Origin of the sequence: Catenulispora sp. GAS73 (assembly GCF_041262085.1) — a bacterium.
Lineage (GTDB): Bacteria > Actinomycetota > Actinomycetes > Streptomycetales > Catenulisporaceae > Catenulispora.
The window spans coordinates 24,767-37,564 of the sequence record NZ_JBGCCM010000025.1 but is presented as its reverse complement, the minus strand read 5'-3'; the positions used below and the strand labels follow the sequence as shown (position 1 = coordinate 37,564).

General features: G+C 72.2%; 15 protein-coding genes and 1 pseudogene. 12 read left to right on the top strand and 4 right to left on the bottom strand.

What is annotated here, in order from left to right; translation table 11 throughout:
• Window positions 1-84 precede the first annotated feature (84 nt).
• The 7 genes and pseudogenes from gcvH to ABH935_RS32525 all read left to right on the top strand — a co-directional run bounded on the left by gcvH (window position 85) and on the right by ABH935_RS32525 (window position 4,833).
• The gene (gene gcvH / locus ABH935_RS32555; RefSeq protein WP_370381782.1) at window positions 85-465 is read left to right on the top strand and encodes a glycine cleavage system protein GcvH; all 381 of its coding nucleotides are present in this window, start codon (window positions 85-87) and stop codon (window positions 463-465) included.
• A 271-nt stretch (window positions 466-736) separates the two neighbouring features.
• A pseudogene (locus tag ABH935_RS32550) lies at window positions 737-805 on the top strand (zinc-ribbon domain-containing protein); the annotation flags it as partial.
• A 69-nt stretch (window positions 806-874) separates the two neighbouring features.
• On the top strand, window positions 875-1,282 hold the full coding sequence (locus tag ABH935_RS32545) for an FHA domain-containing protein (RefSeq protein ID WP_370381902.1): 408 nt from the start codon (window positions 875-877) through the stop codon (window positions 1,280-1,282).
• Window positions 1,283-1,364: 82 nt separating this feature from the next.
• Entirely contained in the window at window positions 1,365-2,504 is a 1,140-nt protein-coding gene (locus ABH935_RS32540; protein WP_370381781.1) for a MerR family transcriptional regulator, read from the top strand.
• A gap of 10 nt (window positions 2,505-2,514) precedes the next feature.
• Window positions 2,515-2,985 carry a bifunctional nuclease family protein gene (locus tag ABH935_RS32535; RefSeq protein ID WP_012787332.1) on the top strand — a complete coding sequence of 157 codons (471 nt, stop codon included), beginning with the start codon at window positions 2,515-2,517 and terminating at the stop codon, window positions 2,983-2,985.
• Between the two features lie 395 nt (window positions 2,986-3,380).
• Complete coding sequence (locus tag ABH935_RS32530; RefSeq protein ID WP_370381780.1) at window positions 3,381-4,025, top strand: MerR family transcriptional regulator; 645 nt, start codon at window positions 3,381-3,383, stop codon at window positions 4,023-4,025.
• Window positions 4,026-4,146: 121 nt separating this feature from the next.
• Complete coding sequence (locus ABH935_RS32525; protein ID WP_370381779.1) at window positions 4,147-4,833, top strand: vancomycin high temperature exclusion protein; 687 nt, start codon at window positions 4,147-4,149, stop codon at window positions 4,831-4,833.
• Here ABH935_RS32525 and ABH935_RS32520 read toward each other — a convergent pair.
• The gene (locus tag ABH935_RS32520) at window positions 4,808-5,638 is read right to left on the bottom strand and encodes a methyltransferase domain-containing protein (protein ID WP_370381778.1); all 831 of its coding nucleotides are present in this window, start codon (window positions 5,636-5,638) and stop codon (window positions 4,808-4,810) included. The genes ABH935_RS32525 and ABH935_RS32520 overlap by 26 nt on opposite strands.
• Before the next feature lie 241 nt (window positions 5,639-5,879).
• Here ABH935_RS32520 and ABH935_RS32515 point away from each other — a divergent pair, with 241 nt between their 5' ends.
• Window positions 5,880-6,317: a VOC family protein gene (locus ABH935_RS32515; protein ID WP_370381777.1), complete on the top strand. Its 438-nt coding sequence runs from the start codon at window positions 5,880-5,882 to the stop codon at window positions 6,315-6,317.
• Here the strand turns inward: ABH935_RS32515 and ABH935_RS32510 are convergent.
• Window positions 6,244-6,747, bottom strand: coding sequence for a low molecular weight protein-tyrosine-phosphatase (locus ABH935_RS32510; protein WP_370381776.1), 504 nt, complete (start codon window positions 6,745-6,747; stop codon window positions 6,244-6,246). The two genes, ABH935_RS32515 and ABH935_RS32510, sit on opposite strands and share 74 nt — an antisense overlap.
• A 135-nt stretch (window positions 6,748-6,882) precedes the next feature.
• On the bottom strand, window positions 6,883-7,623 hold the full coding sequence (locus ABH935_RS32505; RefSeq protein ID WP_370381775.1) for an SDR family NAD(P)-dependent oxidoreductase: 741 nt from the start codon (window positions 7,621-7,623) through the stop codon (window positions 6,883-6,885).
• Window positions 7,624-7,744: 121 nt separating this feature from the next.
• Here ABH935_RS32505 and ABH935_RS32500 point away from each other — a divergent pair, with 121 nt between their 5' ends.
• The 3 genes from ABH935_RS32500 (at window position 7,745) to ABH935_RS32490 (ending at window position 10,072) form a co-directional block, all read left to right on the top strand.
• Window positions 7,745-8,383 (top strand): dihydrofolate reductase family protein, encoded by a 639-nt coding sequence (locus ABH935_RS32500; RefSeq protein ID WP_370381774.1) that lies wholly within the window; start codon window positions 7,745-7,747, stop codon window positions 8,381-8,383.
• Between the two features lie 103 nt (window positions 8,384-8,486).
• Complete coding sequence (locus tag ABH935_RS32495) at window positions 8,487-8,813, top strand: YciI family protein (RefSeq protein ID WP_370381773.1); 327 nt, start codon at window positions 8,487-8,489, stop codon at window positions 8,811-8,813.
• Complete coding sequence (locus ABH935_RS32490; RefSeq protein ID WP_370381772.1) at window positions 8,810-10,072, top strand: RNA polymerase sigma factor; 1,263 nt, start codon at window positions 8,810-8,812, stop codon at window positions 10,070-10,072. The genes ABH935_RS32495 and ABH935_RS32490 overlap by 4 nt, the downstream gene beginning before the upstream one ends.
• A gap of 57 nt (window positions 10,073-10,129) precedes the next feature.
• On the opposite strand, the gene ABH935_RS32485 is transcribed toward ABH935_RS32490, so the two are convergent.
• Window positions 10,130-11,188 carry a sigma-70 family RNA polymerase sigma factor gene (locus ABH935_RS32485; protein ID WP_370381771.1) on the bottom strand — a complete coding sequence of 353 codons (1,059 nt, stop codon included), beginning with the start codon at window positions 11,186-11,188 and terminating at the stop codon, window positions 10,130-10,132.
• 123 nt (window positions 11,189-11,311) lie between these two features.
• Here ABH935_RS32485 and ABH935_RS32480 point away from each other — a divergent pair, with 123 nt between their 5' ends.
• Window positions 11,312-12,793 carry an MFS transporter gene (locus ABH935_RS32480; protein ID WP_370381770.1) on the top strand — a complete coding sequence of 494 codons (1,482 nt, stop codon included), beginning with the start codon at window positions 11,312-11,314 and terminating at the stop codon, window positions 12,791-12,793.
• Window positions 12,794-12,798 lie beyond the last annotated feature (5 nt).

Genomic DNA, 12,798 nt, shown 5'->3' with positions numbered 1-12,798 from the left:
TCCAGAATATGAGCGCGGGCCCACCGGCCCGTGGCGGCCGCCGCGCCGTCGACACCGTGTGAGGAAAGGGCGGCAAGGAAGCCGATGACCCCCGAAGAGCTGAAGTACACCGCCGAGCACGAGTGGGTCCGCTCCGGCGACGCCGACAGCGTCCGCGTCGGGATCACCGACTACGCCCAGGAGCAGTTGGGCGACATCGTCTTCGTGCAGCTGCCCGAGGTGGGCGCCAAGATCACCGCCGGTGAGCCGTGCGGCGAGCTGGAGTCCACCAAGAGCGTCAGCGACCTGTACGCGCCGCTGACCGGCACGGTCACCGCCGTCAACGCCGAGCTGGACTCCTCACCCGAGCTGGTGAACTCCGACCCCTACGGCGAGGGCTGGATCTTCGACGTCCAGCCCGACGACGCCTCCGAGGTGGACGCGCTGCTGGACGCCAAGGGCTACGAGGCCACCATCGCCGAGTGAGCCGTGCCCGGCCCCGCGCCGGTATGGTCCGGAACCGGCCCGATCCGGTTCCGGACCTTCGTGTTCGCGCCCCGCGTCGCCGAGCGCGCCGGCGCGGCTGATTCGAAGGCTGATACGACGTAGTCTGGGTGGATGGCGTGGATGTCAGAGCACGAAAGACACGTCATCTCGGCGCGTTCCGGTTGACCTCGACAAGAGGCGCCCCATAAGTTGCGACCAACGCAGGCGGCAGCCACAACCGCCACAGTGAATACTCCGGGAGGCCCACGACATGCCGTTCTGCACCAGGTGCGGGAACGCCAACCAAGCGGGGAGCCGCTTCTGCTCGCATTGCGGCACCGCATTGGCCGAGTCCCCGCTGCCGGGTGACCCCTTGGTGCCCGAGGGGGCGGCGGAGCGGACCTCGACGATGTCTCTGGTCAGCGTGGAGGCCGCCGCGGAAGCGGAGGTCGGCGGCGGCGGGGAGGAGACCGAGCGGATCGGCCTGGGCCCGGCGGACCGCGAGGCGCTGGCCGCGCTCCCGGCCGGCTCGGCGCTGCTGGTGGTGCGGCGCGGCCCGAACGCCGGCAGCCGGTTCCTGCTGGACGCCGACGTCACCACCGTCGGGCGCAGCCCGGACAGCGACATCTTCCTGGACGACGTCACCGTCTCCCGCCGGCACGCCGAGTTCGTGCGCAGCGCGCAGGGGTTCCTGGTGCGCGACGTCGGGAGCCTGAACGGCACCTACGTGGACCGCAACCTGATCCAGGAGGCGCTCCTGCGGGACGGCGACGAGGTGCAGGTCGGCAAGTACCGCCTGGTGTTCCACGCGGGCTGAGCCGACCCCGGCGGCCGCTCGGCGGCCGTGCTTTCGCAGACGGTCTAGCTGGGGGGCCGGCAGAAGAGGTGAGGAGAGCGGCGTGTCCGGCGAGGCGCTCACCATCGGCGAAGTCATCGGCCGGCTGGCCGCCGACTTCCCGGACTTGACCGTGTCCAAGATCCGCTACCTGGAGAGCGGCGGCCTGATCAGCCCCGGCCGGACCCCGGCCGGGTACCGCAGGTTCAGCGAGGACGACGTCGAGAAGCTGCGCTGGGTACTGGCCGCGCAGCGCGACCAGTACCTGCCGCTGAAGGTGATCCGGCAGCACCTGGCGGCCGACGGGCCGCGGGTGACGCTCGGGGACGCCGACGCCATAGTGGCGGCGCTGACCTCGGGGGCCGATCTGGCCTCCGCGCCGGATCCGGACGCCGAGGCGCAGGCTGATCAGGGCCCGGCCGGCCCGGCCGGGCCGGACAATGCCGGTCAAGACAGCGCCGGCCGAGACAACACTGGTCGAGACAATGCCGATCAGGACAACGCGGCACTTCCTCCGACGGCCACGCTGACCCCGCCGCTGCCACCGCTGCCCCGGACGCGCGCGGCCACGGTCGCCGATCCCGAGTTCTACCGGGTCACCCGAGCGGATGTGGGAGAGCTGCATCTGGGGCGTGAGGCGCTGGCCAGGACGGCGGGTGTGTCCGAGTCCTTCCTCGATGATCTGACGGCCTACGGTCTGCTGCCGAATGTCGAGGCCCACGGCGGCGACGCGGTGTTCATCGTGCGGGCCGCCGCGGCGCTGACCGAATACGGGCTCGACCCCCGGCACCTGCGGCCGTTGTTGCTCGGCGCGCGCAATACCGCCGGACTGCTCGGCACGCTGCTGCCGACGCGGCGCCACGACGGCGTCACCGGCTCCGGACGGCAGGCGGCGGCGTCCCGGGCGTCCTCGCGCACCGCGGAAGCCTCAGCGGCGGCTGTGAAGCTCTACGCGGCGCTGCTGCGGGCGGAGCTGGCCGCGGCCAACGCTCCGGTCGCGCACGTTCCGCACCTTCCGCAGGCCGCCGCCGCGAGCCGCAGCGCTTCGGTGCCGGCCCCCGTACCGGAACCAGAACCCCAGCCCACCGCACCCGCGGCCCCGGCTTCGCCGGCCGCCGCCGACCCCCCGCCGGCCGCGTCCGCACCGGTATCCCGGGAATCTTCCAGCAACCCCGGCATGCCCGGCGGGCCCGCAGCGCGATAGGGTGGACACCGTGAACGAACTCGACGTCGTCGGCGTCCGCGTCGAGATGCCGTCCAATCAGACGATCGTCCTGCTCCGCGAGGTCAGCGGCGAGCGGTACCTGCCGATCTGGATCGGGGCCAACGAGGCCTCGGCCATCGCGCTGGCCCAGCAGGGCGTCACGCCGCCGCGCCCGCTGACCCACGACCTGTTCCGGGACGTGCTGGCCGCCTTCGGCCGGCAGCTGCTGGAGGTCCGCATCACCGCGATGCGCGACATGGTCTTCTACGCCGAGCTGGTCTTCGACGGCGGCCTGCAGGTCAGCGCGCGCCCCTCGGACGCCATCGCGCTGGCGCTGCGGACCGGTGCCACCATCTACGGGGCCGAGGAAGTGCTCGCCGAGAGCAGCATCCTGATCCCGGACGAGCAGGAGGACGAGGTGGAAGTGGAGCGCTTCCGCGAGTTCCTCGACCAGGTCTCGCCCGAGGACTTCGGCGCCTGACGGTCCGAGGCTTCTCGGCGCCCGACCCTCCGTCGTCCCGTTCCTTGCGCATCGCCGTGCGGCTGCGGAACCGGTTCCCTGTGCTCACCGCGAAGGTCGGATAGTCCGATTCACGAAGACACGCCCGATGCCTCCCGGGCGATGTCGTTGACCGGCGCCCCGTGCCGCGCATACGGTCGAAGACAGCTAGAGGCAGACGTAACTGGAGGGGTGAGCCGAGACCGTGGCCCGGACGGCCTACGCCGGCCGCCGACGGCCGCGGCGCCGATCGGCACCGACGAATCGGGTTTGCGGAGACTGATCGACGTCAAGGAATCCGGGCGAGGGATCTTTCCCGACAACACGGATCGGCGTGGGTTCCCTCACTGGGGCTCTTCAAGCGGAAGGCCAAGCACATGACCGGGACGGGCGCTGCGAGCGGGAGCGGGTTCCCGCGCGCGGTCGGACCGGGCGACCTGCCGGCCGCCCCCGCGCGGCGGCCGGAAGCCCCGCCGGCCGGCTACCGCGGGCCGACGGCCTGCGCCGCGGCCGGGATCACCTACCGCCAGCTGGACTACTGGGCCCGCACCGGCTTGGTCGAGCCGACGATCCGGTCCGCCACGGGCTCCGGGTCGCAGCGCCTGTACAGCTTCCGCGACATCATCGCGCTGAAGATCGTCAAGCGCCTGCTGGACACCGGGGTCTCGCCGCAGAACATCCGCATCGCGGTCGGCTACCTGCGCGCCCGCGGCGAGGCCGACCTGGCCGGCGTCACCCTGATGAGCGACGGCGCGAGCGTCTACGAGTGCACGTCCCCGGACGAGGTCTTCGACCTGGTGCAGGGCGGCCAGGGGGTGTTCGGGATCGCCGTGGACGCGGTGTGCCGCGAGGTCGAGGGGACGCTGAAGCAGTTCCCCGGGGCCGGCGAGGACGTCGCCGGCGGCCCCGGCGGGTCCGGCGCGGGCTCCCCGGGCGTCACCGGCAGCGGTCCCGGCGGCCAGGGCGACGCGTCGCAGGCCGTGGACGAACTGGCCCGGCGGCGGCGGATAAAGGCGGTCTGAGAGCGGTGGCCCCCGGGTTTTCCCGGACCGGGGCGGCGCCGATCCGGCGGAACCGCGGTCCACGGCCCCGCGTCTACTGCACGTGACCCGAATTCCGCTGCGCCGGTGGCTGTCCCAGCGAATGCCCCGGACCCGAAAGAGCCAGCGCCGGCTGTACCAGGCCGCGGTGCTCGCCGTGGTGCTGCTGTTCGCGCCGGTGACCGCCGTGCGGGCCTACGCGTCCCCCTATCAGCGCAACGCAGCCTCGGTGCCCTACGAGCCGGTCGCGATCGTCTTCGGCGCGGGCGCCCCCAACGGCCAGCCGACGCCGTACCTGGCGCGGCGCCTGAACGTGGCCCTGGACCTGTACCAGCGCGGCAAGGTGACCGTGATCCTGGTGACCGGCGACAACTCGCACCCCGGCTACGACGAGCCCACCGTGATGCGCGACTACCTGGTGGCCCGGGGCGTGCCGACGGCGCGCATCGTGCGCGACTTCGCGGGCTTCGACACCTGGGCCTCGTGCGCCAGGGCCAAGAAGATCTTCGGGGTCGATCACGCCACGCTGGTGACGCAGGACTTCCACATGCCGCGGGCGCTGCTGCTGTGCCGCGCGGCGGGGATCGACGGGTACGGAGTCTCCGACACCGGCGAGTCCGTGGACGGCGAGAACGAGCTGGTCCACGACTCGGCGCGCGAGGTGCTGGCCGGGATCAAGGCCTGGGGCCAGGCTGTGTTCCAGCCGACTCCGGTGCTGGGGAAGAAGGAGACCGGCGTGGCGGCTGCGCTGGCGGCGGCCGGAGTCAAAGCCGCTGCGCTGTCGCGATGAGGACCCTGTAACCGAAGGGGACGGTGTCCTCAGGGTCCTCAGGCGTGATCGAGTCGCGAAGGGCGTCACGGAAGACTTCGCGGAGACGCGCCATGGCGGCCTCGTCGAGCGGCTCGAAATCGTAGAGGCTGGAGATGCCGGCCCACACCTGGTCGAACGGGCCGCCCAGATCGAGGGTCACCTTCTCGACCACCACGGGGGCGAAGCCGGCCGGGCTCAGGATCTCGTCGAGCCCGTCGCGGCTGCGGGTCCTGCGGTCGCCCAACCGCGGCATCCGCTCGGCCTCGGGGACCTGCTCGATCTCCTCGGCGGCCAGCGCGCGGAACCGGTCGTAGGCCTCGCCGAGCAGCACGCCGTCGCCGACCACGAACGCCAGGACCCCACCCGGCGTCAGGACCCGGGCCACCTCGGCCGCGACCTGGTCGATGTCGGCCATCAGCATCAGCGCCATGTGGCAGACGCAGGCGTCGAAGCCGCTGTCGGGGAACGGGAGCGCCTGGGCCCGCGCCACTTCGAGCCTGGTGCCGGACAGCGCCGGGCGTTCGCGGGCGAGCGCCAGGGTCTCCGGAGACAGGTCCACCCCGGCGAGTTGCCTGCCGCCCTCCTCGGCCAGGAGTTCGAGCAGGAAGCCGTCGCCGCAGCCGAGGTCCAGGACGCGCTCGCGGCCGGCCACCCGGTCGCGCAGGAGCTCGTAGCTGGACCGGCCCTCCGGATCGTGGGCGTGGCCGAGCCACTCCGAGGTCACCGCCGGGTGCTCGGCGTGGAATGCGTGGAGGAACGCTTCTTGCGATGCGGCACTCGTCATATCAACAGGCTACGGATGCCGGAGGCCGAACGGCGGACTACACGGCTGATTCCAAGGGGTGGCCGGTAGCAGGACCGCAGCTGACGAGCAGACCCGCGAAACGGCTCAGCAGCAAGCATGGGTGACCCGGACGACCTCCCTCAGCCTGGTTGGCTGTGGGTGGGCGGCCGGGGCGGCCAGGCGCCGCTGATCAGCCGTTTCGCCCGGCTACCTCTTGGAATCAGTCGTGTAGCGTCGAGGCATGATCACAGGTACGCACGCGATCCTCTACAGCACCGACGCGGAGGCCGACCGGGCCTTCCTGCGGGACGTGCTCGAATTCCCGCACGTGGACGCCGGCGGCGGATGGCTCATCTTCCAGCTGCCGCCGGCCGAGCTCGGCGTGCACCCGGCCGAGGGTCCGGCGGCTGGCGAGCTCTACCTGATGTGCGACGACCTGGACGCGACGCTGGCCGTGCTGGCCGCTCGGGGCGTGCACTCGGTGGGGGAGCGGGACGAGGCTCGGTGGGGGGGGTGCGGGCGTGGATTCCGCTGCCGAGCGGGACGCGGCTCGGGTTGTACGAGCCGCGGCATCCGGTGGCCCGGGGTCTGTGATCAGCCGGTGATCAGCCGGCGTTCTTCAGCCCGCGCCGGATCTCGTCCAGGATCCCCGGTGCGGCACGCTCGATCAGGTCCATGACGTGCTCGAAGGCTTCGTCGTCGTCGTAGTAGGGGTCCGGCACGTCCAGGTCCGGGCCGGCCGAGGGGTCGAAAGAGCGCAAGAGTCGGATCTTGTCCCGGTCCTGTTCGTCGCGGGCCAGGGCTCGCAGTTCCCGGAGGTGGCCGGCGTCCAGGGCGACGACGAGGTCGTAGTCGTCGAACCAGCCGCGCTGGAACTTGCGGGCGGCGTGGTCGGAGGTGAAGCCGTGGCGCCGCAGGGTGCGGACCGTGCGCCGGTCGGCGGCGTCCCCGGCGTGCCAGCCGCCGGTGCCGGAGCTGTCGGCGATCGCGTAAAGGCCCTCGTCCTCGATGTACTTGCGCAACACGTGCTCGGCCATGGGGGAGCGGCAGATGTTGCCGGTGCAGACGAAGGTCACGCGGTACGGGCCGCGGGCAGTGGTGTCGGACATGTGATCGATTCTCTCCGGTTCCGGGTGCCGCGGGGAATCGGCGGGTCGGAACGCCCGGTTTGGGACGGGATCGGGAGCTTGAGCGATGAATCGGTGAAGCGGCAGCTCAGATGCCGAGAAAGCACGCTTTCCGCGCTACCTCGGCATCTTCCGCCAGACGGCCTGCGGAACGAGCCTCGCGACGAAGTACGCGGGCCGCAGAGCCCCCGGGACCCAGACCCGGATACGGCGCTTACGCAGGGCTTTCACCACCGCGTCGGCGACTTGGTCGGGGGTGCTGGACAGCGGCGCGGGACTCATGCCCTCGGTCATGCGGCCGATGACGAAGCCGGAGCGGACCAGCAGGAGATGGACGCCGGTGCCGTGCAGCCGGTCGCCGAGGCCGCTGGCGAAGCCGTCCAGACCGGCCTTGGCCGAGCCGTAGACGTAGTTCGCGCGGCGGACGCGCAGGCCCGCGACCGAGGAGAAGACCACCAGGTCGCCGCGGCCCTGGGCCTGCAGCAGGGTGGCCAGCACGGTCAGGACGCTGATCTGGGCGACGTAGTCGGTGTGCACGACCTGGACGGCGTGCGCCGGGTCGCGCTCGGCGAGCTCCTGGTCGCCGAGGATGCCGAAGGCGACGATCACGACGCCGACCGGCCCGGCGTCGGCGAAGATCTTGGTCAGCAGCCCCGGATGCGCGGCGACCTCGTCGGCGTCGAACTCGACGCGGTGGATCTCGCGCGCGCCGGCCGAGCCCAGCCGCGCCTCCTCGACCGCCAGCTCGTCGCTGCGGCGCGCGGCCAGGACCACTGTGCGGCCCTTGGCCAGCCGCTCGGCGACCTTCAGCCCGATCTCGCTGCGTCCGCCGAGCAGGAGCACGGCGCCTTCTGTCATCGCACCCGGAGTCACGGTCGCTCAGTCTGCCAGGTGCGCGTGTCGGATCGGGGCGGGGTCGTTCGTGGAACAGGTGAGAGGCTCCCCGACCGGGGCGCCGCGGGAGCAGAGGAGACGCGACATGAAGCTCACGGCCACGATCCAGGTATCCGTCGACGGTGTGCTGCAGGGCAACGGCGGACTGCACGAGATCGACCGCAGGACCGGGTTCGAGCGCGGCGGGTGGGCCAGGCCGCTGTTCGACAGCGAGTCGATGGCGTATGTCGACGAGCTTTACCAGCGTGCCGACGCGTTCTTGTTCGGTCGGCGGACGTACGACGTGTTCGCCTCGTATTGGGGCGCGATGGCGAACGAGGCCAGTCCCATCGCTGCGGCGCTGAACAGCCGGCCCAAGTACGTGGCCTCCACGACGCTCACCGATCCGGTGTGGGCGGACACCACGGTCCTGGGCTCCGGCGGGGGCTCCGACCTGGCGGCGGCCGTGCGGGAGCTGAAGGCGCGGCCCGGCGGCGAGCTCCAGCTGCACGGCAGCGGCGAGCTGGCTCGGTGGCTGCTGGAGCACCGGCTGGTCGACGAGCTGAACCTGCTGGTGTGCCCGGTGGTCGTCGGCGACGGCGCGCGGCTGTTCCCCGAGCGCGGGCTGGACATGGCGCTGGAGCTGGTCGAGTCGCACGTGTACCCGAAGGGGATCACGCTGCTGGTGTACCGGCTGGGTGGGCGTCCGGAGTACACGCGGGACGTGGTCGACGCGGATGCCTGAAAAGAATCTTCCGAGCCGTTGTCGGATCGGGGCGGCGGGGTTCGTGGTACAGGTGAGCGGCAGCCTATGAGGGGCGCCGGCGACGTACAGGAGTTGGTCTGAGATGCAGTATCTGGTTTCCGTGCTCTTCGATGCTCCGGGGCGGGCCACCGAGGAGGAGGACGCGGCGATCGACGTGTTCAACGCGAAGCTGATCGCCGACGGGCACTGGGTCTTCGCAGGCGGGCTCGGCGAGCCGGTGAGCGCGACGGTGATCGACAACCGGGGCGCGGGGGAGCCGATCTTCAGCGACGGGCCCTACGTCGAGTCGAAGGAGTTCCTCGCCGGGTTCTGGATCATCGAGGCGGAGGACCTCGACGTGGCGCTCAAGCTCGCCGCCGAGGGGTCGAAGGCGTGCAACCGGCGGGTCGAGGTGCGGCCGTTCCTGTGAGCGAGAGCGGAACCGGCGCCGACCGCGACGTGAGCGAGGCCATCACCCGCGCGCACCACGAGGAGTGGGCGCGGGTGGTCGCGACCATGACCCGGCGCTTCGGCGACCTCGACGTCGCCGAGGAGGCGGCGGCCGAGGCGTTCGCGGCGGCGGTCGAGCACTGGCCGGCCGAGGGCGTGCCGCCGAACCCCGGCGGCTGGCTGACCACCACCGCGCAGCGCAAGGCCATCGACCGGATCCGCCGCGAGAGCAAGCGGGGCGACAAGCAGCGGGAGGCTCAGATGGCACAGATATCGGTGTACGACGACGCACCTGAGCCGCTCGGCGCCATCGAAGACGAACGCCTCCGCCTGATCTTCACCTGCTGCCACCCGGCCCTCGCCGAGGAGACCCGCGTCGCGCTGACGCTGCGCATGGTCGGCGGTCTGACCGTGGCGGAGATCGCGCGCGGCTTCCTGGTGCAGGAGACCGCGATGGGGCAGCGGATCACCCGCGCGAAGGCGAAGATCAAGGCGGCGCGCATCCCCTACCGCGTGCCGTCGGCGGAGGACCTGCCGGCCCGCGTGACCGGCGTCCTGTCGGTCCTGTTCCTGGTCTTCAACGAGGGCTACCTGGCGACCGGCCCGGACACCGATCCCGTCCGCCACGAACTGACCGCCGAGGCGATCCGCCTGACACGCCTGATCCGCACCCTGCTCCCCCAGGACGGCGAGGTCGCGGGCCTGCTGGCCCTGATGCTGCTCATCGAGGCCCGCCGCACCGCCCGCGTCTCCAGCAGCGGCGAACTGGTCTCCCTGGACGAGCAGGACCGCGGCGCGTGGGACCGGGCGCTGATCGCCGAGGGCCACCACCTGGTGCGCGAACGCCTGGCCACCGGCAAAGCCCCGGGCCGCTACCAGATCCTCGCGGCGATCAACGCGGTACACACCTCGGCCCGCGACGTCCGCGACACCGACTGGTCGCAGGTCGTGGCGCTGTACGACCAGCTCGCGCGCCTGGACCCCTCGCCGATCGTCACCTTGAACCGCGCCATCGCGGTAGCCGAAGTCGACGGTCCGGAAGTCGGCCTGGCCGCAGTCGACCGGCTCGCCGAGCGCTTGCAGGCCTACCACGCCTACCACGCGGCGCGCGCCGACCTGCTGCGGCGCGTGGGGCGGAGCGCCGAGTCGCGCGCGGCTTATGACCGGGCGATCGAGCTGGCCGGGAACACCGCGGAGACGGCTTATCTGGTGCGGCGGCGGGATCAGTTGGCCGGTTGATGCTGCGCCGATCGCGGCCAGCCACCGCCCCGCCGGAGCCGGTCAGTACCAGCGGCATCAGTCGTCGATCTCCAGCTCCATCGCCAGCCCCGCGACCGCCACCAAACCCGGCGTCCGGAACGTCGACACCCGCGCGATCCGGCCGCCGCGCAGTGTCAGGACCTGGATCGACTCCGCGGCCAGGACGCGGTCGTCGTCGCCGGAGTAGACCGCGAAGGCCGGCTGGCCGTTGGCGGTGATCGGGATCATCCTGCGGTGCTTGCCGTGCCTGTCGAGGCGGTAGGTCAGCAGCCGGCGGACCATCGCCGCGCCCTGGAACCACATCGGCTGCGGCGGCATCTCGTAGATCGCGTCGTCGGTCAGCAGCTCCATCAGCGTGTCGACGTCGGCCTCCACGAACGCCCGGGCCCAGCGGTCCAGGATCACGCGCTGCTCGGTTTCCGTCGGTTCGGCGACCTCCTCGACGTTCGGGGCCACGTCCGCCAGCCGGGCGCGGGCCCGCTTGAGCAGGCTGTTCACCGCCGTCACCGTGAGCTCCAGCAGCGCCGCCACCTCCGCGGCGCGCCAGCCGAGGACGTCGCGCAGGATCAGCACCGCGCGCTGCCGGGGCGGGAGGTACTGCAGGGCCGCGACCAGGGCCAGGCGCAGGCCCGCGCGGGCCGCGACGACCGAGGCCGGGTCCGCGCCGGCCGTGGCGGAGATGCCCGCGGTGCCGGTCACGCCGGGGGTGCCGGTCGTCAGGACCGCGTCCGGGAACGGCTGCAGCCAGGTGATCTCCGGCGGGATCGGGCTCAGGTCGCCCTCGGGGTCGGTGTGCGGGGCGCCGATGCCGGCCGGCAGGGGACGGCGCGCGCGGTGCTCCAGGGCGGTCAGGCAGGCGTTGGTCGCGATGCGGTACAGCCAGGTCCGCAGCGAGGCGCGGCCCTCGAAGCCCTCGTAGGAGCGCCAGGCCCGCAGGTACGTCTCCTGGACCAGGTCCTCGGCGTCGTGGATGGAGCCCAGCATGCGGTAGCAGTGCGCGAGGATCTCCGGACGGAAGGGGTCGGCCAGCCGGACGAAGTCCTCCTCGACCCGCATGTCGCTCCCCGCCGTCGCTTGGTTCGTCACCATGGTCATCGCACTCTCCCGGCGCCTCAAGACTGGCACGTTCATGCCCTCGGCGGTACCGACTTCGCCCGACGCCGGAAGTGGGCGCTCCCGCGGCGACCAATCCGGGCCGCGGCGGGGGTCAGAACCGGCATGAGTACCGCACACACCGACACAGACACCGACACGGACACAGATCGAAAGCCGCCGATGACGGCCGCGCAGCGTTGGGTCCTGACGCTGACCTCGCTGGCCGCCTTCATGATCGCGCTGGACGGCACCATCGTCACCACGGCGCTGACCACCATCCGAAGATCGCTGCACACTTCCGTCGAAGCGCTGGAGTGGACCGTCAGCGCCTACATCCTCACCTTCGCCGTGCTGATGCTCACCGCCTCGGCGCTCGGCGACCGCTTCGGCCGCCGCCGGGTCTTCGTCGCGGGCCTGGCGCTGTTCACCGCGGCCTCGGCCGCCTGCGGCCTGTCCTCGACCGTCGGGGAGCTGATCACGGCGCGCGCCGTGCAGGGCGTGGGCGCTGCGGTCATCATGCCGCTGGCCATCGCGCAGCTCGGCGCGGCGTTCCCGCCCCGGGAGCGGGGCCGCGCGATGGGCGTCTCGGCCGGCATCATCGGCCTGGCCACGGCCGGCGGGCCGTTCGTCGGCGGCGTCGTGGCGCAGGGCCTGGCCTGGCAGTGGCTGTTCTGGGTCAACGTCCCGGTCGGGGTGCTGGTCATGGCCGGGGTGCTGCTGAAGGTGAGCGAGTCGCGCGGCCCGCAGGCTCGGCTGGACCTGGTCGGCGTCGGACTCACCACCGGCGGCGTGTTCGGCCTGGTGTGGGCGCTGGTGCGGGGCAACGACGCGGGCTGGCTGTCGGCCGAGACGCTGGGAGCGCTGGCCGCCGGGGCCGTGCTGACCGTCGGGTTCGTGCTGTGGGAGCGGCGCTCCCCGGCGCCGATGGTCCCGATGGGCTTCTTCAAGGCCCGGGCCTTCTCGGCGGGCAACGTCGCGAGCTTCACGATGACCGCCTCGATGTACGCGCAGCTGTACTTCCTGGCGCAGTACTACCAGGCCGTCCTGCACTACGGCCCGTTCGGCGCGGGGGTCCGGATGATGCCGTTCACGGCGACGCTGCTGGTCTTCGGGCCGCTGTCCGGGCGCCTGGCGGACCGGTTCGGCGAGCGCCGGCTGGTGGCCGGCGGCCTGACGCTGCAGGCGCTCGGGCTGGCGGCGATCGGCGTGCTCGCGGGGCGGCACGTCGGTTACGGGGCGATGGTGCCGGCGCTGATCGCCAGCGGGGCCGGGGTGTCCACGGCGATCCCCCCGACGCAGAAGGCGGTGGTCAGCTCGGTGCGGCCAGAGCAGATCGGGCAGGCTTCGGGCGCTTTCAGCATGCTGCGGCAGTTCGGGGCGCTGTTCGGCACGGCCGTGTCGGTCGCGGTGTTCGCGGGTTCGGGGAGCTACGCGAGCGTGTCGAGCTTCACGCACGGGTTCACCGCGGCGATGGAGACCGCGGCCGTGCTCTCGGCCGTCGGGGCTGCGGCGGGGTTGCTGCTGCCGAAGCTGCGTCGTGCGGGTGCCGGCGTGGCGTCGGCGTCGGCTGCGGCCGCGGAGCCGGAAGCTGTCGCGGCACGCTGAGTTCG

What these genes read in the sequence shown, in the direction of transcription:
- gcvH (WP_370381782.1), top strand. Translation starts at nt 85, where the DNA reads ATGACCCCCGAAGAGCTGAAGTACACCGCCGAGCACGAGTGGGTCCGC.
- ABH935_RS32545 (WP_370381902.1), top strand. Translation starts at nt 875, where the DNA reads ATGTCTCTGGTCAGCGTGGAGGCCGCCGCGGAAGCGGAGGTCGGCGGC.
- ABH935_RS32530 (WP_370381780.1), top strand. Translation starts at nt 3,381, where the DNA reads ATGACCGGGACGGGCGCTGCGAGCGGGAGCGGGTTCCCGCGCGCGGTC.
- ABH935_RS32525 (WP_370381779.1), top strand. Translation starts at nt 4,147, where the DNA reads ATGCCCCGGACCCGAAAGAGCCAGCGCCGGCTGTACCAGGCCGCGGTG.
- ABH935_RS32520 (WP_370381778.1), bottom strand. Translation starts at nt 5,638, where the DNA reads ATGACGAGTGCCGCATCGCAAGAAGCGTTCCTCCACGCATTCCACGCC.
- ABH935_RS32515 (WP_370381777.1), top strand. Translation starts at nt 5,880, where the DNA reads ATGATCACAGGTACGCACGCGATCCTCTACAGCACCGACGCGGAGGCC.
- ABH935_RS32510 (WP_370381776.1), bottom strand. Translation starts at nt 6,747, where the DNA reads ATGTCCGACACCACTGCCCGCGGCCCGTACCGCGTGACCTTCGTCTGC.
- ABH935_RS32505 (WP_370381775.1), bottom strand. Translation starts at nt 7,623, where the DNA reads ATGACAGAAGGCGCCGTGCTCCTGCTCGGCGGACGCAGCGAGATCGGG.
- ABH935_RS32500 (WP_370381774.1), top strand. Translation starts at nt 7,745, where the DNA reads ATGAAGCTCACGGCCACGATCCAGGTATCCGTCGACGGTGTGCTGCAG.
- ABH935_RS32495 (WP_370381773.1), top strand. Translation starts at nt 8,487, where the DNA reads ATGCAGTATCTGGTTTCCGTGCTCTTCGATGCTCCGGGGCGGGCCACC.
- ABH935_RS32485 (WP_370381771.1), bottom strand. Translation starts at nt 11,188, where the DNA reads ATGACCATGGTGACGAACCAAGCGACGGCGGGGAGCGACATGCGGGTC.
- ABH935_RS32480 (WP_370381770.1), top strand. Translation starts at nt 11,312, where the DNA reads ATGAGTACCGCACACACCGACACAGACACCGACACGGACACAGATCGA.